The sequence below is a fragment of the Paraburkholderia aspalathi genome, assembly GCF_900116445.1.
Lineage (GTDB): Bacteria > Pseudomonadota > Gammaproteobacteria > Burkholderiales > Burkholderiaceae > Paraburkholderia > Paraburkholderia aspalathi.
The window spans coordinates 271,962-290,406 of the sequence record NZ_FPBH01000002.1 but is presented as its reverse complement, the minus strand read 5'-3'; the positions used below and the strand labels follow the sequence as shown (position 1 = coordinate 290,406).

Sequence of the window (18,445 nt, the reverse complement as noted above, 5' to 3'; positions counted from 1 at the left end):
ATGCTGTGAGGCGCCCGAAGCACAAGACGCTCAGTCAACAGGGAACGCAATATCAGAACGAGTAAGTCGCCGTGGCGAGCACGTAGTCGCGATCGGCGAGCGGACGATTGGTCGGGTCCGGCCGGCCGAGGAATTTCGCGTAGACGAGCCCGAGTTTCAGATTGCTCAGGCGCGTGAAGTTCACGCCGACCGTCACGCGGTGGTCGCCTACGCCGGTCATCGAACCGAGCGCGCCGGCAAGCGCTGACTTGCCGGTGAAATCGTCGGCATAGGTGAGCGGCACGTCGACGTCCCAACCGTTGAAGACGTTCTTGTAGCTGAGCGTCCATGCCACTTCGAAGGCAGCGGAGTTACGCGTGTTGGCGAGCGTCGATGAACCGAGCAGCGGTGTGATGTTGCCGGCATGCACATACGAGACTTCGCCAACCAGGGTTTGCGATGCGGCGAGGAACGTCGGCCCGATCGAATAGATCGCGGACAGATTCGACTGCCACACATCGCCACGTGTCGACTGCGCACCGGCAGGGGTGTTCACCAGCACGGCGGCGCCCTGGCGATACGACGTTTCGCCGGCCACGTTCACGCCGTTCAGGTCGGTGGAGAAACTCAGGCCGGAGAGTTTGATGTTGTCGAAGTACTTCTGCTGGTACTGCAACGTCGGGAAGTAAGTGGTCACGACACTCGGATTCATGTCGTTGTAGTGCAGGTAGTACGCGCCGATTTCGGTGTCGCCGAACACGCGCCAACGTGCGCCGAGACCCCATTGCCCGCTGTTGCCAGGACGAATGTCGTTGCCGCGCGGAATGTGAATACCGCCCGGTCCGATGATGTATTCGGCGCCGGGGCCGACCACGTCCGAATAGCTCATATAGCTGCCCGGCGCGCTCAGTTGATTCGGCTGGAAGGAAAACTGGTAGTAGCCGAGCAGGCTGAAGTTCGGCGCGATCTGCCACTGCGTCGAAATCTGCGGTACCGGCAACAAGATGTCTTTTACTTCAGCGCCCGCGACGAACGATTTGGTGGCGTCTGCGGGGCCTTGCGCGCCGGCGATGTTCGGGAAGAACACGCTCTCGCCCCAGGCCACCACCTGATCGCCGACCTTCACGTTCAGGCTTGTTCCACCGAGCTTGAACGTGTTGTAGACGTAAGCCGCGAGCAACTGGGTGCGCCCGCCGGCCCAATAATTCGCCTGTTCGGTGAAGTTGTTGTAGGTGCCGCCGTGATTCACGGTGAAGGGTGCGTCGTTGTAGTTCGAATGCTGGTACGCCTGATCGTAGAACGTGTCGGCGCGCACGAAGAGACCCCAGTCGTCGTGCTTGAGGTTCACTTCGCCGAGCAGGCTCACCTGATTCTCGATCAGCTTGTTCTTCGCGAAGTTGCGGTCGCCATCGTCGCCGTTGATGTTCTCGGGCGTCAGCAGATTGCCGCTCGGCGCGCGTGTGCGCATCCCGAGGCCATAGCCGAGCGTGAAGGTGTAGTCGAGCGTGGTGTCCGCGCCGAGATTGATGGTGTCGCCCGCATAAGCCGGGGTGGCGAACGTCGTCAGCGTCGCTGCCGACACCGCTGCGAGCACGGCGAGTCTGCATGCCGCGCACACCGCGCGCATCGCCGGTGCGCGCTCTTGTGTTCCGTTGATCTGCATCCTGTCTCCTCTGTGGTCACATCTGAAATTTGTTGTGATCAGAGGTTAGGGGGCACGTGCGGCGCGAGAATCGTCAAAACGGACTAGTCGCTTGCCCCAGGGATGCGAGCATTGCGCGTGTGAATGCGTTCAGGGCTTCGTAGCGAATGCGTTGTGCAGATCGGTGGCGGCGAGAAAGGCGGGCACTTCGCCACCGCCTTCGAGAATCAGGTTGCTGCCGGATGCATAGGCGGCGTGCGGTGACGCGAGGAACAGGCACGCGGACGCAATATCGCCGGGTTTGGCGAGCCGGCCTGCGGGAATCGTCGCGGTGATCTTGTCGAGCGCGACTGCGCTGTCTGCTGGAGACGATCCGGTGTGACCACTGGTGGCGGCTTCGGTTTCGACGAGACTCGGGCTTACCGCGCACACGCGAACCTTGGGGGCCCATTCCACTGCGAGCGAGCGCACCGCATTCAGCAGGCCGGCTTTCGCCGCGCCATAGGCCGCTGTTCCCGGCGACGCCCGCAAACCGCTCACGCTGCCGATGAAGAGCAGGACCCCGCCTTCCGCTTGCTGTTGCATGAGTGCATTCGCACGTTGCGCGATCTGGAGCGGCGCCACCAGGTTCAGGCGGATGACCGCTTCGGTGAAGCGCGGTGAGGCCTGCGCGGCGAGCGCGAACGGCGCACCGCCCGCGTTGCTGACGAGCACGTCGAGCCGGCCGGCTTCGCGTTCGATCTGCGCGAGCAGCGCGTCGATTGTGTCGATGTCGCGCACGTCCGCGGCAATGAAGCGCGGGGTGTTCTCAGGAAAACCCGCATGCAGGCCCTCGTGGGAGCTCGTTTGCAAAGCTGTTTGCGAAGCCGTCTGTGAACTCGCAGCCGCGCTTGCAGGCGGTGTGCGTCCGCACACGTACACCGTAGCGCCCGCATCGTTGAATGCCTGTGCGATGGCTGCGCCGATCCCTTTGGTGCCGCCCGTCACCAGCACCACCTTGCCACTGAAATCAAACCCCTTCATTGCCGCTGTCTCCCGCTGTTCATGTGGGGCCGATGGTAGGAGAAATGCGGCGCCGCCTCGTAGTCTGAAAAGACGATGCCTGGCTGCGGATTCGACGGGATGATGCTTTCGCTGGCGACCCTCATACAATCTGCCGCGCCGACGAGCGTGGCGCAAGGCAGCAACCAACTTGCATGGGGCCGGAGTAAGCGCTAAAGCGCTAACTCCGGCCGACATAGGAGACAAGCGCGCATGAATGCAACGCCCATCGAGTCCCAACACGCCGACGCGCAAGCTAAGTCACGTAGCGCACCGTCAACCCCGCAGGCGGCCAAGGGGATTTTCACGGAGGTCCCCGGCGGCCTGACACTGCATCACTTCGAAGCTGGCAGCGGCGCGCCCGTTGTGTTCATCCACGGCAGCGGTCCAGGCGCCAGCGGCTTCAGCAACTTCAAACACAACTACCCGCAGTTCGCAGCAGCCGGTCATCGCGCGATCGTGGTCGATCTGCCGGGCTATGGCGCGTCGTCGAAACCTGCGGACGTGAACTACACGCTCGATTTCTTCGTCAACGCATTGCGCGCGCAGCTCACGGCGAACGGCATCGGCCGGGCCACCTTGCTCGGTAATTCGCTCGGCGGCGCGATCGCGTTGCAATACGCGCTCGACTATCCCGACGACGTCGACAGCCTGATCATGATGGCGCCGGGCGGCGTCGAGGAGCGCGAGACCTACTTCAGAATGGAGGGCATCCAGAAGATGGTGTCACTCTTCACGAACCGCCAGATGAATCGACTGACGATGCGGCAATTGCTCGAACTGCTGGTGTTCGATCGCAGCCTCGTCACCGATGCGCTGGTCGAAGAACGTCTCGCCGTGTGTGAACAGCAGCCGCCGGAAGTACTGTCGACGATGCGCGTGCCCAACCTGACGGAGCGCCTGGGCGAACTCAAATGCCCGGTGCTGGGTTTCTGGGGCACCGATGATCGCTTCAATCCGGCCAGCGGCGCTATGCGTTTTCTCGAGCACTGCGCCGACGCGCGCTTTGTCCTGATGAATCGCTGCGGACACTGGGTGATGGTCGAGCATCGACGGTATTTCAATCGCGAATGTCTGGAATTTCTCGCGGAACGGCGTGCCGCTTGAGGCATGCTTCGGATGCGGCGTGACGGGCCCGATTGACGCGGCCAATGTGCAGGCCCCAACGCGAAGCACCACAGAAACCCCAACGACAACATGACGGAGACGGTATGACATTTCCCCATCAACTGTTCGACATGAGCGGCAAAGTGACCGCCATCACTGGCGGCGCGCGCGGCATTGGTGCGCAGACAGCACGCACGCTGGCGGCAGCCGGCTCGGCGATCGCGGTGCTCGACGTGCTGACGGAACCGGGTGAACAACTGGTCGCCGAAATCAACGAGGCGGGCGGCAAGGCTGCGTTCTGGAAGATGGACGTCACGCAGGAAGACAACGTGCAACGCGTGTTCGGCGAAATCGCCACGCGCTTTGGACGGCTCGACGCGCTGGTGAACAACGCCGGTATCGAAGGCGCGAATCTGCCCACGCACGAAATGACGCTGCAGCAATGGCAGAAAGTCATCGACGTCAACGTGACGGGCGTGTTCCTCTGCACCAAGTACGCGATTCCGCACATGCTGACGGCGGGCGGCGGCTCGATCGTGAACCTGTCGTCGATGTATGGGCTGGTCGGCGGGCCGGACGTGCCCGCGTATCACGCATCGAAGGGCGCAGTGCGGCTGATGGCAAAGACCGAAGCCATGCTTTACGCCACGCAGAATATCCGCGCGAATTCCGTGCATCCCGGCTTTATCCGCACGCCGCTGCTGGAAGAGGCGTTTGAAAAACTCGGCGACCCGGAGCAGATTTTCGAGCATATGAAAACGCTGGTGCCGCTTGCGAAGATCGGCGATCCGCAGGATATCGCGGCGGGCATTCTGTATCTGGTGTCGCCGGCCGGCCGCTACGTGACCGGCACGGAGTTGGTGATCGACGGCGGCTACACCGCGCGCTAGGAGGACGCATGAACACCAGTGAAAACATGAAAGCCCGTCTCGTCGAGTATATCGAGGCGTTCAATGCGGCCGACGCTGCACGGATCGTCGCGCTGTTCGCCGATAACGCGAGCGTCGAAGACCCGGTCGGCACGCCTTTGAAAGAGGGCAGGAGCGAGATCGAAACGTTCTATACGTACGCGACCTCGGTGGGCGCGCGGCTCGAACTGATGGCGCCGCCGCGCGGCTCGCACGGCAATAGCGCGTCGATCAGCTTTCGTGTGCATATCACGGGGCAGGACGGCCGGCCCGCGCATATCGACGTGACCGACGTGATGGACTTCGACGCTGCCGGCAAGATTCTGCGCATGCGTGCGTACTGGGGCACCGACGACTATCACGTGCTCGCGGATGCGAGCTGACCCGGGACGGCGGCGCGATGGCGCTCTACGAGTTCAACGGTAAGCGGCCGCGCGTCGACCCGTCAGCCTATGTTCATCCGAGCGCCGTGCTGATCGGCGACGTCACGGTGGCCGCCTGCTGTTATATCGGTCCGCATGCCAGCCTGCGCGGAGACTTCGGCGCGGTGGTAGTGGAGCGTGGCAGCAACGTGCAGGATAGTTGTGTGCTGCACACTGGCGTGGCGAATGCTTGCCGGCTTGGTGTCGACAGTCATGTCGGGCACAGCGCGATCATTCACGGCGCGACATTGGAACCGAACACGATGGTCGGCATGCATGCCGTTGTCATGGACGGTGTGGTGCTTGGCGCGGCGAGCATCGTGGCCGCTTGCGCGTTCGTCAAGAAGGACTGGCGGGTGCCGGCGGGCGTGCTGGTGGCCGGCGTGCCGGGGCGGGTGGTGCGCACCCTGAGCGAGGAGGAGATCGTGGCGAAATCGTCCGGCACCCGGCTTTACCAGCAACTCGCGGCGGATTGCCTGCGCACCATGCGCAGCGTGTGAGGTTCGACGCCGCGCCTCGCGCGATGTCGCTGAGGCCGGCGCGTAACACGCTCACCGATAGGCGTACCGATCCGGCCGGCTTTAACAAGCGAGCTGCCGCGGCCAGGCAGCAGATGCGCCGGCCGCGGCTCGCTTTCATCCATCTACTACGTCACATACCCCTGCGCCACATTGATCAACTGCACGCGATTGCGCACGTTGAACAACTGCCGCAAGCGCCGCAAGTGGTAGTCGACGTTATGCGGCGACAGCCCGAGGAAGTAGGCGATTTCTTTGTCGCGCTGTCCCTGCACAACCGCCTTCAGCACTGCATGCTGCAATTCGCTCAGCGAGACGCGCTGCTGCTGCTCGGGTGCGATCCCGATCACGCTTTTCGCGTGCATCCAGATGAATTCATGGATCGTGTGCGCGAACATCAGCGTTTCGGCCACGATCGATTCCGTCATCCAGCGAGGGTTGCCGATCTCCGAGTTGAAGCACAAGCTCGCGCTCAGCTCCGGCTCAGGCAGCGGCATCTGCGTGAGAATCCCGCTTTTGCGGCCGTTGGCCTCCAGCATGTCGATCAGCCCGCCGAGCCGCTCGCTGCGCATCTGCGCGCGCGGCAGGTCGGCGCGCATGTCGGCGGTGTTCCAGAGGAACGGCATGCCGGTCGGCGACGCCAGCGCAACGCGCGGATCGAGCTCGAAATAACGCTCGCGGAAATAGCGCGTGAGCCATGTCTGCGACTCGTAGCTGGTCAGCACGAACATCGACTTGTGATGCGCGGTGGTGCGCGTGGCCGAATAGCTGAACGAGTCGAAGCCGAGTTGTTTGATGCGCCGCCGCACGAATTCGATGCGGTCCTGCGCACTGCCAAAACGCACCAGCGGACTGATGACTGGCGCTGCACGTCGTGCGGCAGGCGAGGGCGTGCCGATCTCCTCTTCGGTGAAAAGAGTCAGGAAACCGCCAGCCGATATGCCTGACGCCATGCGGGTTGATGTCCTGGATGCTTCAGCCGCGTGGGCTGAATTCTCGAGTTGCCGCGTGCCGGCCGGGTAAGCCGGTTGTGCGGTAACCGCTGAGTTGTATGCCGCCGACACGTGGCTGGCCTCGCCTTGCGGCGAGCCCGTCAGCCAATGCGGCAACGTATCGCATTCGTGTTCCATGAAACGGTAGCTCCGGCGTTCGAAACGCGTGAAAGACGACAACCTGGATGATTAACTATTTCCAAATATTACGGTAGCCGGTTCCTTGCTATCATTTTTGAGATCTTGCGCTGACCTCTAACCGGCGACGCGGGTGCGGCAGGGTTTGCTCATGTGCATATAGGACCTCCCTGAAAGAGATGTGATGGCAAAAATTCCAAAGCTGACAACGACGCTTGCCTACGACCGCTATATGGCGGGCCAGAAACTGGTGTCGAGCGTGGATCGCCCGTGGCGGCACCTGGTGCTGCGCTCGTATCTCGAACCTGACGAGCAGGAACTGCTGGAGGCGCCCGGCCTGCAGGACGTCACGCTGATGACGCTCGGCAGCGGCGCCGAACACCTCGAGCGCAACCTGGACGGACGCTGGGAGAGCGCCGACCTGCGTATGGGCGACGTCTGGTTCGTGCCGCCCGTGCCGATCTCGTGGCGCTGGCGTTCGATCAGCGATGAGCCGCTGTCGACCGTTCATTTGCACCTGGAGCGCAGCCTGATCGACAGCGTCGCCGACCAGATGGAGCTGGGTGGTTCACGCGAGCTGACGCTAGGCGACGCAATGCAGTTTCACGATCCACTGATCGCCGAGATGCTTCGCGCATTGCATCGCGCCGCGGGCGATCCCGCCGACTCGCGGCTGTATGTCGACGCGCTGACCCACGCGCTCGCTGCCCATTTGTTGCAACATTATTCGCGTGGCCGTCACGCTCCGGCCGGCCTGCCGCCGCATCCCGAGCGTTTGGTGCCACGCCGCATCCGCCGTGTAACCGATTACATTCGGGCCAATCTTGCCGCCGATCTGGCCATCAGCGAACTGGCCGCGCAGGCCGGGTTAAGCAGCTTCCACTTTGCGCGTGTGTTCCGCCGCGAGACCGGTGAAACACCCCATCAGTTCGTCACGCGCTTGCGTCTCGAGGAAGCCGCGAGGCTGCTGCGCGCCACCGATCAGCCGGTGCTGCAAATCGCGCTTGCGGTTGGTTTCGAGAATGCCAGTCATTTCTCCGTGCAGTTCAAGCGTGGCTACGGCGTAACGCCGCTTGCCTACCGGCTGCGCGGCTGAGCGTCAGGTTGCGCGGCTGGATCGTGTGGGCGGCTCGCCACTATGCGATGCCCGAGTTGCATGCCGACAGTTGACGGCACGCGGGATTCGTCGGTCGCGACACGCTATGCTGCTGTGCAGAGCGGGAACGCCTGATCGCCGCGTGGCACCGTGTATCGAGGCCGGTCGCGGCGGGTTGTCGAGGGCAAGGTTTGATGAAGCGCCGAAAACGGCAATCACGCACTTTTCGCAGTTTGCTGCGCATTGCGCGGCTTGCAAACTACGAAGTTTCGTGGCGCGATTGAGGATGAAGCTGGCATGGATGCGCCCCGGTGCTGTTCCGGCCAATTTTGAAGCCCTGTGATTTCATGCGCGGTGAACGATAGAACCGCTTGCATCCTTTGCGCTTGTTGGTTTGCGGTAGCACACGGTGGAGCGCTATGAACGCGCGATGGCCTGTGCAATGCGCGTTCGCCGCGACCATTGGGCTAACTGGCCTGACCAGTTGCTCGGCAACTGTATCTGTCGAAGCCTTGCACCGGCCGACAGAATGTTGTGCCGTCGGCTTGGCCCCAGCCGGCCTCTGACCGACCCTTCCACTCAACCCTTCACACCGGATACCTTACCGATGACCCGACTCCGAATCACCTCCTGCGGCCACGTCTTTACCGCCGAAACGCATCCCGACGCGCCGCAAACGGTGGCCGCCTTTCTGAAGCTTCTGCCATATCGTCAGAAGATCATTCACGTGCGCTGGAGCGGCGAGGGCTGCTGGGTTCCGCTTGGCGACTTCAAGCTCGAAAACGACGGCGTGGCAGTCGGCTTCGAAAATCACACGAGCCATCCGTCGGTGGGCGACATCCTGTTCTATCCGGGCGGCTACAGCGAAACGGAGATCATTCTTGCGTACGGCTCGTGCTGCTTCGCAAGCAAGCTCGGCCAGCTCGCGGGCAATCACTTCCTGACCATCGTCGAAGGCAAGGAAAAGCTGCGCGAACTCGGCACCAAGGTGCTGTGGGAAGGCGCGCAAGAAGTACTGTTCGAGAAGATCTGAAGCGGCGGCAGTGCGGTGTGTCCGCAGTAGCCGGAGGCGGAGGGTAGGAGACCGCGCGCAACTCGCGCGCGCGTTGTGACGCTTTGCTGGCGCCCCGCACGTTCGATCGTGCGGGGCGCGTGCAACACTTAACTCACTTGAACAGCTTCATCGCTTGCGAGAGCGTATTGAACACACCCCATGCAAGCGGCAGCGTCACATACAGCCAGAAGACGGCGAGCTTGACCTTGTTGGTCGGATGAACGGCTTGAACGGTCGACATGCGAGTCTCCTTAGGCGCCTTTGGCGAGTTGTGCGTCAGTCATGTGGTGCTTGTCGTCGACACGCTTGACCAGCAGGTTGCAGACGAAACCGATCACCAGCAGCACCACCATGATGTGGATCGTCATCGTGTAGGCGTCCGCCTTGGCCACGCCGTGCGCCACCTGATAGGCACGGATGTAATTCACCAGCACCGGACCGGCGACACCCGCCGCGGCCCAGGCCGTCAGCAAGCGGCCGTGAATACCGCCGACGAACGCCGTGCCGAACATGTCCGCGAGATACGCGGGCACCGTCGCGAAGCCACCGCCGTACATCGACAGGATCACGCAGTACGCGAGCACGAACAGAGCGATCTGGCCGGAAGCCGCGAAGCCGGGCACGAGGTAGTACAGCACGGCGCCGAGCGCGAAGAAGATGAAGTAGGTGTTCTTGCGGCCGATCCAGTCCGAAGCCGAGGCCCACACGAAACGGCCGCCCATGTTGAACAGCGAGAGCAGGCCGACGAAACCAGCCGCCGCGGCAGCCGTCACGGTGTCCTTGAAGCTCTCCTGAATCATCACCGACGCCTGGCCGAGAATGCCGATGCCGGCCGTCACGTTCAGGAACAGCACGAGCCAGATCAGGTAGAACTGCGGCGTCTTCAACGCCTGATCGATGTGCACGTGGTTACGCGAGATCATCTTCTTCTGGGTGGTCTCGGGCGGCGTCCAGCCGGCCGGCTTCCAGTCAGCCGGCGGCACGCGAATCGCGAGTGCGCCGATCGACATCGAGATGAAGTACGCAATGCCGAGCACGACGAAGGTCTCGGCCACGCCGATGCTGGTCGCGCTGCGGAAGTGGTTCATCAACGCTACCGACAAAGGCGCGGCAATCATCGCGCCGCCGCCGAAGCCCATGATCGCCATGCCGGTCGCCATACCGCGACGATCCGGGAACCAGCGGATCAACGTCGACACCGGCGACACATAACCGAGGCCGAGTCCAATCCCGCCGATCACGCCGTAGCCGAGATAAAGCAGCGCGATCTGATGCAGGTGCACGCCGAGCGCCGAGACGAGGAAGCCGCCGCCGAAGCAGCACGCAGCGGTAAACATCGTGCGGCGCGGGCCGACATGTTCGAGCCACTTGCCGGCAAACGCCGCCGACAAACCCAGGAACACGATCGCCAGCGAAAAGATCCAGCCGAGCGAGGTCAGCGACCAGTCGTCAGCGGTGGATTGCGTAATGCCGATGACTTTGGTCAGCGGGCCGTTGAATACGGAGAAGGCGTACGCCTGACCGATACAAAGGTGAACGGCGAGCGCTGCAGGCGGAACCATCCAGCGCGAAAACCCGGGCTTCGCAACGGTGGCCTGTTTGGAAAAGAATGGGGCAGAGCCTGAATTTCCGCTCGGCTCGGTGATACTGCTCATGGTCGGTCTCCGGTGTGACGAATGCTTTGTTATCGGCGCTTCATACGCAAAGCTTTAGGTCGCGGCGTAAAAATTGCAGATTCATGTGGCTTACATATATGTATTTTTATTTCATATGACGGTCGTCAAATTCAGACAAAACTCGTTCCGTCGAACGATAGGGCGCGAACCTGGCGTTTGCAATATGAGATGTAAATGCATAAGGCATTAGCCTGGTGAAATGCGACCGTAATCTGCGGAAATGCGGCGATGCGGCACGAAGGCCGGGAACGAGCTACTGAATGCAGGGCAATCAGTGTCCGGAATCGGCAAAAAGCGGAGTGTTGGGGGGAGGTGCGCGAGGGGCATGAAGTAGCGCTACTCGCGAGAAATCCAGTATTCATTCAAAAGCCAACGGGCCGGTCGTAGCACCTCTGCCACGCCGGCCCGCCGCAATCCTCATCGGTAGGAATCAGGCGACCGTGCGCCCCGTCTTCATCTTCGCTGCCACCAATACTGAGATCAGACAGCCGACCGCCAGATACGCCGCCACCGGATGCCAGGAGCCGCCGGCAAAGCTGACCAGCGCCACCGCGATAAACGGCGTGAAGCCGCCGCCGACCACGCTCGCCACCTGATAACCGACGCCCGCGCCGCTATAGCGGTACTCGGTGCCGAACAGTTCGGTGAACATCGGCTGCTGCACGCTCACGACCATGTCGTGGGCGACGTTGGCGAGCATGACCGCGAAGATCACGATCCACACCGTCGAGCGGGCTTCGAGCGCGAGGAAGAACGGCACCGCGCTGAACATGCCGACCAGCGCGCCGATGATATACACGCGCCGGCGGCCGAAACGGTCCGCAAGCCACGCGAAGCACGGAATCGTCACGCAGCTCACCGCCCCGACCAGCAGGCCGATCGAGAGGAAGAACTCACGCGGCATGTGCAGATTCGCCGTCGAGTAGTTCAGTGCGAACGCGGTCACGATATACATCGTGAACAACTCGGCAAGGCGCAGCGCGATGATCAGCAGGAAAGCCTTGGGGTGCTTCAGCAAGGCCTCGACGATCGGCAGCCGCACGCTGCGTTCGCCCCGTTCGCCGACCTTCTCGACGAACTCCTTCGATTCTTCCATGCTCGAGCGGATCCACAGCGCGACCAGCACCAGCACCACACTGAACAGGAAGGGCAGGCGCCAGCCCCAGCTCAGGAACGACGCGTTGTCCATCGAGCGGCTGATGATCGCGACCAATCCGGTCGCGAGCACCAGACCCACGCCATAGCCGACCTGCACGCCGCTGCTGTAGAACGCCTTCTTCTTCTCCGGCGCGCTTTCGACCGCCATCAAGGCGGCGCCGCCCCATTCGCCGCCGACCGCGAAGCCCTGGATCGCGCGCAACGTGACGAGCAGCACCGGCGCCCACCAGCCGATGCTGGAGAAAGCCGGCAGCAGACCGATTGCCGCGGTGGAGAGGCCCATCATCATCACTGTGAGGACCAGCATGCGCTTGCGTCCAAGCCGGTCGCCGTAGTGGCCGAACACGAAGCCGCCGAGCGGCCGGAACAGAAAGCCGACGCCGAAAGTTGCGAATGCGGCGAGCGTGCCCATCGCCGGGCTGACCTTCGGGAAGAACTCGGCGTTGAAGACGAGCGCGGCGACGATGCCGTACAGCAGAAAGTCATACCAGTCGACTACTGCGCCGACAAAGCTGCCAAGCGCCGCCTTGCGTGCCTGGCTGCGCGCCGCGCGGTTGTCGGTGATGGACGTTTTCGGCGCGCTCGGGATAGTGGTACTCATATGACGGTGTCTCCTTCGAATTCTCGGATGCTGTCTGGAAGCGCGCGGCAGATGCAGGGCAGGGGACGCTGCGGCCCATCACAGGATTCCCCGAAGGTTAATGATGCGTAGCGGTTCCCACAATCCGCATTCGGGTGAATTTGCGCGATCATCGAACGCGACTGCGCGCATAGCGCGCGTTTTGCGCGTTTACACCGAGCGTCGTGTGTTGGGACAAGCAGGAGAACCGCCCGCGGGTTGCCCGTGCTACCTTGAACATCTAATCCTAAAAACAACAGTGACTGATATACTACATACGGAATATTGATTTTTGCGGCGCTGCAGCATATGATTGAGTCATCTATTCACTCAATCATTCGGAGTTACAAATGGAATTTGTTCCTCTCTCGCTGCTCGCCGTTGGTTTCGTAGCTTTGGGCTCTGCCGCCACCGTTCTGCTGACCCGCTGGATCCCGCAGCCGGTTGCGCAACTTGCAGCGCAACATGGCCGGTTCGTCGGCCTGGGCGAGCAGGATGGCAGAATGGCCGCAGTGGCGCCCGCAGTGGTGCCCTACCGTGCGCATGTTCAACAAGAGGCGATGAATGTCGTCAGAACTTCAAACTGAAGCAGTGGCCCCACCCCTGACGTTGTCGTTGCAGCCGATCGGCGCGAGCGTGAGCTTGCGCGATCAGGCGTATGCCATGCTGCGCCAGGCCATTGCCGACGCGGATATCTATCGGACTCACGAAGAAATCCGCCTCGACGAGCGCGTGCTGAGCGAATCGCTGGGCGTGAGCCGCACGCCGGTGCGCGAGGCGATGACACTGCTCGAACAGGAAGGTTTTCTGCGCATGGTGCCGCGGCGCGGCATCTATATCGTGCGCAAGAGCAAGCGTGAAATCGTCGAAATGATCCAGATGTGGGCCGCGCTGGAAAGCATGGCGGCGCGTCTTGCCACGCTGCACGCCACGGACGAGGAAATCGCCCGCCTGCGCCACATGTTCGACAATTTCCGCGACGCCACGCCGGCCGAGCACATTGCCGAGTACTCCGACGCCAACATCGCGTTTCATCAGGCGATCGTCGAGCTGTCGAAGTCGCAGATCATTCTCGACACGATCAAGAACATCTTCATCCACGTGCGGGCGATTCGCCGCATGACCATATCGCAAAGCGACCGCGCGTCGCGTTCGATCGTCGACCACCTGCGCATTATCGAGGCGTTGGAGCAGCGCGATACCGAACTGGCTGAGCGTCTTACGCGCCAGCATTCGCTCGATCTGGCGGCGTTCGTCGAAGCGAATTGCGATTTTCTGGATTGATGGTGACCTGAGCACCTGCTTGGCGCAACGAATGACAAAGAAAGGCCCGCGGTGACGACGTCACCGCGGGCCTTTTTGCGTTTTCGATCCATTTCTTTCCTCTCTAGTCGTCGCCTCGCAGTGGGTGGGGTTAAGCCCGGCTTGACGGTGACTGAAATGTAGTATGTGATATATCAAAGGCGATCGAGGCAAGCGACATCTCGGTGTTTTCCCTCGAATCGAGCAGACCGGCGCGGCTTCATCTCGTTGAAACGTAGGCCTGACAAGCATTCAGAGCAGAAATCCCGCAGCAGCCGCATTTTGAGACCGCGCTTGATTGAATGTGATATATCACATACCGTATGTACCGGGGCTAACCGGACATCCGCTGGAGCGGACGTTATCGAAGCAGGCGCGTCGGTCGATAACCGTTGCACACAACTGAGACTGATCAGGACAGGAGACTTGACATGAGCAAAGCACTCGACGGCGTGCGCATTCTCGATTTCACGCATGTGCAATCGGGTCCGACTTGCACGCAGTTGCTCGCGTGGTTCGGCGCGGACGTGATCAAGGTGGAGCGGGCCGGCGCCGGCGACATCACGCGCGAACAACTGCGGGACATTCCCGACGTGGACAGCTTGTACTTCACGATGCTCAATCACAACAAGCGCTCGGTCACGATCGATACCAAGAACCCGGAAGGCAAGCTGGTGCTCGAGGCGCTGATCCAGAAGTGCGACGTGCTGGTGGAGAATTTCGCCCCGGGCGCACTGGACCGGATGGGCTTCACGTGGGAGCGGATTCAGGAGTTGAACCCGCGCATGATCGTGGCCTCCGTGAAGGGCTTTGGCCCGGGTCCTTACGAGGACTGCAAGGTCTACGAGAACGTCGCGCAATGCGCGGGCGGCGCGGCCTCGACCACCGGTTTCGACGATGGCCCGCCGGTGGTGAGCGGCGCGCAGATCGGCGACAGCGGCACCGGTTTGCATCTGGCGCTCGGCATTGTCACGGCGCTGTATCAGCGCACGCTAACCGGGCGCGGCCAGAAGGTGCTCGCCGCGATGCAGGACGGCGTGCTCAACCTGTGCCGCGTGAAGCTGCGCGATCAGCAGCGGCTCGAACGCACCGGCACGATGAAAGAGTATCCGCAATATCCGAACGGAACGTTCGGTGAAGCGGTGCCGCGCGCAGGGAATGCTTCGGGCGGCGGCCAGCCTGGCTGGATTCTGAAGTGCAAGGGCTGGGAGACGGATCCGAATGCGTATATCTACTTCATCACGCAGGCGCCAGTGTGGGCGAAGATCTGCAACGTGATCGGCAAGGAAGAATGGGCCACCGATCCGAACTACGCGACGCCTGCCGCGCGCTTGCCGCATCTGAAGGATATCTTTGCCGAGATCGAGCGCTGGACCATGACCAAGACCAAGTTCGAGGCCATGCAGATCCTCAACAAATACGACATTCCTTGCGGGCCGATTCTCTCGATGAAGGAAATCGCCGAAGAGCCGTCGCTGCGCAAGACCGGCACGATTGTCGAAGTGGATCATCCGACCCGCGGTAAATATCTGACGGTTGGTAATCCTATCAAACTGTCGGACAGTCCGACCGAAGTTACGCGCTCGCCGCTGCTGGGCGAGCATACCGACGAGGTGATGACTGAACTCGGCTACTCGCCCGAGCAGATCAGCGCATTGCGGACCGCCGGCGCGATTTGAGAGTTCAAGGAGCGATGTATGGATACGTGGATGCGTTTCATGTCGAGCGACGGTGGTGTCGTGTTCGGCCGGGTGGAAGGCGGTTATTTACACGAGTACGAAAGTCTCGATCAACCGGTGCCGACCGGTGCGGTGTTGTCGACACGTGCGCTTACGCCGCTCGCGCCTTGTGCGCCCGGCAAGATCGTCGCGTTGTGGAATAACTTTCACGCGCTCGCGGCGAAGCTCGACAAGCCCGTGCCGGCGCACCCGCTATTTTTGTTGAAGCCGGCGGGGTCGGTGATCGGTTCAGGTGAATCGATCCGTCGGCCGCTCAGTTACGCTGGCAAGATCGTCTACGAAGGCGAACTCGGTATCGTGATTGGGCGGCGCTGCCGCGACGCGAATATCGAAGAGGCTGCGGAATCGATCTTCGGCTACACGCTGGTCAACGATGTGACCGCCGCCGATCTGCTGAACGAGAATCCGCACTTCCCGCAATGGTGCCGTGCGAAGGGCTTCGATACGTTCTGCTGTATTGGACCCTCGATCGTCTCCGGTTTCGACTGGCACGCGGCACGCCTCGTGACGATGCTCGACGGGGTGGAGCGGCAGAACTATCCGCTTGCCGATATGGTGTTTTCACCTGCCGAGCAGGTGAGTCTGATTTCACAGGACCTGACGCTCGAACCGGGTGATGTGATTGCGTGCGGCACGTCGGTCGGCGTCGGCTCGATCAAGGACGGCGCAACCGTGACGATCTCAATCGAAGGGATCGGCACATTGAGCAATACCTTGACCACTGTGTGTGAGCTGGCGCTATGACGCGACGGCCGCGGCTCGTTGCGTTGCTCGGCAGTGGCACGGGGCTCGCCGTTATGGTGGGCGGGTTTGCGTGCTACCTGTCGGCGGCGGCGCAGGCGAATGTCGAGCGTATCGAGCTCTATGCCGCGGTCTTTATCGGTGCGCTGGTTTTCGCCACCTCCGCCATCGCATTCTGCAAACTGCGTGGCGTGCTGGACCTGAGTACAGTCGCGCGTCCGGGGCATGGCATTGTCAACGTCCTGGCGCTTTTACTGTGTGGCTGGCTCGGCTACGGCTTCGTCACGGAACAGGCGCAGCCATTCGGACTCGCCGCGCTGCTTGCGATGAGCGTGCTGGCCGTTGCGCTAGGCACGCATCTGATGACCAGCCGCGAGTACTCGACGAACGTTCGCGATTCACACTGTCATGCGTTTGCCGGACGTTGCGATGGATTTGCACTGGAGCGGCGCGGGTTGTTGGCGCGCATCGAATGGCACGGCGGCGAAGAGCAGGTGTGGGCGCTGCGCGAGATAACGCCCGGCATGGTGCGCGCGGCAGCATACCGGCATCGTCGTGGCTGGCATAACACTGGGACGGTGGGCGTACAAAAGCGCGGGTCTGTCCGCCAACGCGCCACCCACCGTGCAATGTGCCGTCAAAGATGAATACACCGATGCGCCGGACGGCGAGCAGGGCGAACGGCGGAATCGTCCCGCCGAAGCCCTTATTCGCCGGCAGCCGCGAATTCGCTGTAGTACCTGGCTTTCTTGCTCAGAATCATCTGGGCAAGAAAATCGGCGTCGTATGCGCTGTGAAGATGCGCGTGAAACCGCTCGATGTAGGCGGTGACGCGCGCCGCTTCGCTGTTGAATTCCTTCAGCACATCGAGTGTGGCCTGGTCCCAGCGGAACCGCAGGCCAAGGTCGCTGAAGGCCGCGTTGAACGCGCTCAGATGGGCGTCGTCCGGATTGTTCGCGGTGGCGCGTGCAGTACGTGTGCTGGCGTGAGACTCAACCGCAGCGTGGTTCATGATCGGCCTCCTAGGCTGACAAGTAAGGGAACTCACTTGCAGCATAGGGATACTGATCAATCCGCAATAGTTAAAGTTTCATTGGCTTTCCATAGCCTACTGCTTATAGACGCTCAATTCCTTCACGCGCGTAATCTTCTCGATGAGACCCGCGCCTTCCTCCATCAGGAAGCGTTTGAAGGCGACCGCAACCGGCGGCAGGCGCTTGTTCTTGCGATGCACGACGTACCAGTTGAGCATGACCGGAAAGCTTTCCACATCGAGCACGACCAGATGGCCGAGCTGCAACTCGAGACTGATCGTATGCGCGGACAGGAACGCGATGCCCATGCCGGCGATCACCGCCTGCTTGATCGTTTCGGTGCTCTTGATCTCCATCGCGATCTTCAGGTTGGCGAGACGGCCGGCGAAGCCTTCTTCCATCGAATTCCAGGTATCCGAGCCGCGTTCGCGCACGATGAAGGCCTCACTCGCCAACTGGCTCATCTTGATGTTGCGTTTGTGCGCGAGCGGATGCGTAGGCGCCGCCACGATCACGTAAGGGTGCGGCGCGAACGGTTCGTTGGTCGCGTCGGTCTCGTGCGGCGGCCGCACCATCACGGCGAGATCGGTCTGGTTGGTCGCGAGCTGATGCAGCAGTTCTGCGCGATTGTGCACGGCGAGATTCAGCACGACGCCCGCGTAACGCCGCGTGAATTCAGCGAGCAGGCGCGGGAAAAAGTAGTCGCCGGCGCTGATCACCGCGACATTCAGCTTGCCGCCGGAGACACCCTTCAGCTGACTCATCGCCTCGTCGACTTCGTGGAACTGCTGAATGATCGCGCGGCTGTAGTGAAGCATCTCGGTGCCGGCCGGCGTCAGATAGATTTTTTTGCCGAGCTGTTCGAACAGCGGCAGCCCTGCGTGCTCCTCAAGTTGCCTCACCTGAGTGGAGACGGCAGGCTGCGTCAGATGCAATTCTTCCGCGGCGCGCGAGAAGCTGAGGTGGCGCGCTACCGTTTCAAAGACCTTCAATTGCCGCAGAGTGGCATTGCGCATCGTCATGGCCGATGTATAAGCAAATATGAATCGACATAATAACAAACTTTAATTATTAGTTATTCAGCAATGACCCTAGCATGGGGCTGTATAAGAAGCGGAATTGTCGGCGTTGTGCTTGATGCGGTACTCGGGTTAACGCTTGTATTTGAGGCGTAGCAAGGGAAGCGGCGAAGCGCCGATGCAGTGTCGATACTTAATTGATCGGAATAAAGAAATCGTCTGAAAAACGGTGATTCAGGCAGGAGCAGCCCTTAAAGAAT

General features: G+C 61.5%; 19 protein-coding genes. 11 read left to right on the top strand and 8 right to left on the bottom strand.

The features are described from left to right. Positions 1 to 52 precede the first annotated feature (52 nt). The gene (locus tag BM438_RS03940; protein WP_093633012.1) at positions 53 to 1,642 is read right to left on the bottom strand and encodes a DUF1302 domain-containing protein; all 1,590 of its coding nucleotides are present in this window, start codon (positions 1,640 to 1,642) and stop codon (positions 53 to 55) included. A gap of 129 nt (positions 1,643 to 1,771) precedes the next feature. Continuing rightward, positions 1,772 to 2,644: an SDR family oxidoreductase gene (locus tag BM438_RS03935; protein ID WP_093633011.1), complete on the bottom strand. Its 873-nt coding sequence runs from the start codon at positions 2,642 to 2,644 to the stop codon at positions 1,772 to 1,774. Positions 2,645 to 2,875: 231 nt separating this feature from the next. Between BM438_RS03935 and BM438_RS03930 the strand changes: the two genes are divergently transcribed. The 4 genes from BM438_RS03930 to BM438_RS03915 all read left to right on the top strand — a co-directional run bounded on the left by BM438_RS03930 (position 2,876) and on the right by BM438_RS03915 (position 5,599). Continuing rightward, complete coding sequence (locus BM438_RS03930; RefSeq protein WP_093633010.1) at positions 2,876 to 3,769, top strand: alpha/beta fold hydrolase; 894 nt, start codon at positions 2,876 to 2,878, stop codon at positions 3,767 to 3,769. A gap of 104 nt (positions 3,770 to 3,873) precedes the next feature. Beyond that, positions 3,874 to 4,659: an SDR family NAD(P)-dependent oxidoreductase gene (locus BM438_RS03925; protein ID WP_093633009.1), complete on the top strand. Its 786-nt coding sequence runs from the start codon at positions 3,874 to 3,876 to the stop codon at positions 4,657 to 4,659. An 8-nt stretch (positions 4,660 to 4,667) separates the two neighbouring features. Continuing rightward, positions 4,668 to 5,060, top strand: a complete 393-nt coding sequence (locus BM438_RS03920) for a nuclear transport factor 2 family protein (protein WP_093633008.1) — start codon at positions 4,668 to 4,670, stop codon at positions 5,058 to 5,060. A 17-nt stretch (positions 5,061 to 5,077) separates the two neighbouring features. Further along, a complete protein-coding gene (locus tag BM438_RS03915) occupies positions 5,078 to 5,599 on the top strand; it encodes an LbetaH domain-containing protein (RefSeq protein WP_093633007.1) in 522 nt (173 codons plus the stop codon). A 146-nt stretch (positions 5,600 to 5,745) separates the two neighbouring features. Here the strand turns inward: BM438_RS03915 and BM438_RS03910 are convergent, their stop codons facing one another. Beyond that, positions 5,746 to 6,747: a helix-turn-helix transcriptional regulator gene (locus BM438_RS03910; RefSeq protein ID WP_093633006.1), complete on the bottom strand. Its 1,002-nt coding sequence runs from the start codon at positions 6,745 to 6,747 to the stop codon at positions 5,746 to 5,748. Positions 6,748 to 6,931: 184 nt separating this feature from the next. On the opposite strand from BM438_RS03910, the gene BM438_RS03905 reads away from it, so the two are divergent. Then, positions 6,932 to 7,843 carry a helix-turn-helix domain-containing protein gene (locus BM438_RS03905; RefSeq protein ID WP_093633005.1) on the top strand — a complete coding sequence of 304 codons (912 nt, stop codon included), beginning with the start codon at positions 6,932 to 6,934 and terminating at the stop codon, positions 7,841 to 7,843. 607 nt (positions 7,844 to 8,450) lie between these two features. After that, positions 8,451 to 8,876 (top strand): DUF3830 family protein, encoded by a 426-nt coding sequence (locus BM438_RS03900; protein ID WP_054042606.1) that lies wholly within the window; start codon positions 8,451 to 8,453, stop codon positions 8,874 to 8,876. A 133-nt stretch (positions 8,877 to 9,009) separates the two neighbouring features. On the opposite strand, the gene BM438_RS03895 is transcribed toward BM438_RS03900, so the two are convergent. From BM438_RS03895 to shiA, 3 genes are all read right to left on the bottom strand, one after another. After that, on the bottom strand, positions 9,010 to 9,138 hold the full coding sequence (locus BM438_RS03895; protein ID WP_093633004.1) for an MFS transporter small subunit: 129 nt from the start codon (positions 9,136 to 9,138) through the stop codon (positions 9,010 to 9,012). Between the two features lie 10 nt (positions 9,139 to 9,148). Next, on the bottom strand, positions 9,149 to 10,552 hold the full coding sequence (locus BM438_RS03890; RefSeq protein WP_093633003.1) for an L-lactate MFS transporter: 1,404 nt from the start codon (positions 10,550 to 10,552) through the stop codon (positions 9,149 to 9,151). 451 nt (positions 10,553 to 11,003) lie between these two features. Further along, a complete protein-coding gene (gene shiA / locus BM438_RS03885; RefSeq protein ID WP_093633002.1) occupies positions 11,004 to 12,332 on the bottom strand; it encodes a shikimate transporter in 1,329 nt (442 codons plus the stop codon). 368 nt (positions 12,333 to 12,700) lie between these two features. On the opposite strand from shiA, the gene BM438_RS03880 reads away from it, so the two are divergent. The 5 genes from BM438_RS03880 (at position 12,701) to BM438_RS03860 (ending at position 16,779) form a co-directional block, all read left to right on the top strand. Beyond that, positions 12,701 to 12,937: a hypothetical protein gene (locus tag BM438_RS03880; protein ID WP_093633001.1), complete on the top strand. Its 237-nt coding sequence runs from the start codon at positions 12,701 to 12,703 to the stop codon at positions 12,935 to 12,937. Continuing rightward, the gene (locus BM438_RS03875; protein WP_054042614.1) at positions 12,915 to 13,634 is read left to right on the top strand and encodes a GntR family transcriptional regulator; all 720 of its coding nucleotides are present in this window, start codon (positions 12,915 to 12,917) and stop codon (positions 13,632 to 13,634) included. Before BM438_RS03880 ends, BM438_RS03875 begins: the two co-directional genes overlap by 23 nt. 449 nt (positions 13,635 to 14,083) lie before the next feature. Continuing rightward, on the top strand, positions 14,084 to 15,331 hold the full coding sequence (gene frc, locus BM438_RS03870; protein WP_093633000.1) for a formyl-CoA transferase: 1,248 nt from the start codon (positions 14,084 to 14,086) through the stop codon (positions 15,329 to 15,331). An 18-nt stretch (positions 15,332 to 15,349) separates the two neighbouring features. Beyond that, positions 15,350 to 16,135 (top strand): fumarylacetoacetate hydrolase family protein, encoded by a 786-nt coding sequence (locus BM438_RS03865; RefSeq protein ID WP_093632999.1) that lies wholly within the window; start codon positions 15,350 to 15,352, stop codon positions 16,133 to 16,135. After that, complete coding sequence (locus BM438_RS03860) at positions 16,132 to 16,779, top strand: NAD(P)(+) transhydrogenase (Re/Si-specific) subunit beta (RefSeq protein ID WP_093632998.1); 648 nt, start codon at positions 16,132 to 16,134, stop codon at positions 16,777 to 16,779. Before BM438_RS03865 ends, BM438_RS03860 begins: the two co-directional genes overlap by 4 nt. A 59-nt stretch (positions 16,780 to 16,838) precedes the next feature. Here the strand turns inward: BM438_RS03860 and BM438_RS03855 are convergent, their stop codons facing one another. Beyond that, positions 16,839 to 17,144, bottom strand: a complete 306-nt coding sequence (locus tag BM438_RS03855) for an HAD family hydrolase (RefSeq protein ID WP_093632997.1) — start codon at positions 17,142 to 17,144, stop codon at positions 16,839 to 16,841. Positions 17,145 to 17,240: 96 nt separating this feature from the next. Further along, a complete protein-coding gene (locus tag BM438_RS03850) occupies positions 17,241 to 18,188 on the bottom strand; it encodes a LysR family transcriptional regulator (protein ID WP_093632996.1) in 948 nt (315 codons plus the stop codon). Between the last annotated feature and the right edge of the window lie 257 nt (positions 18,189 to 18,445).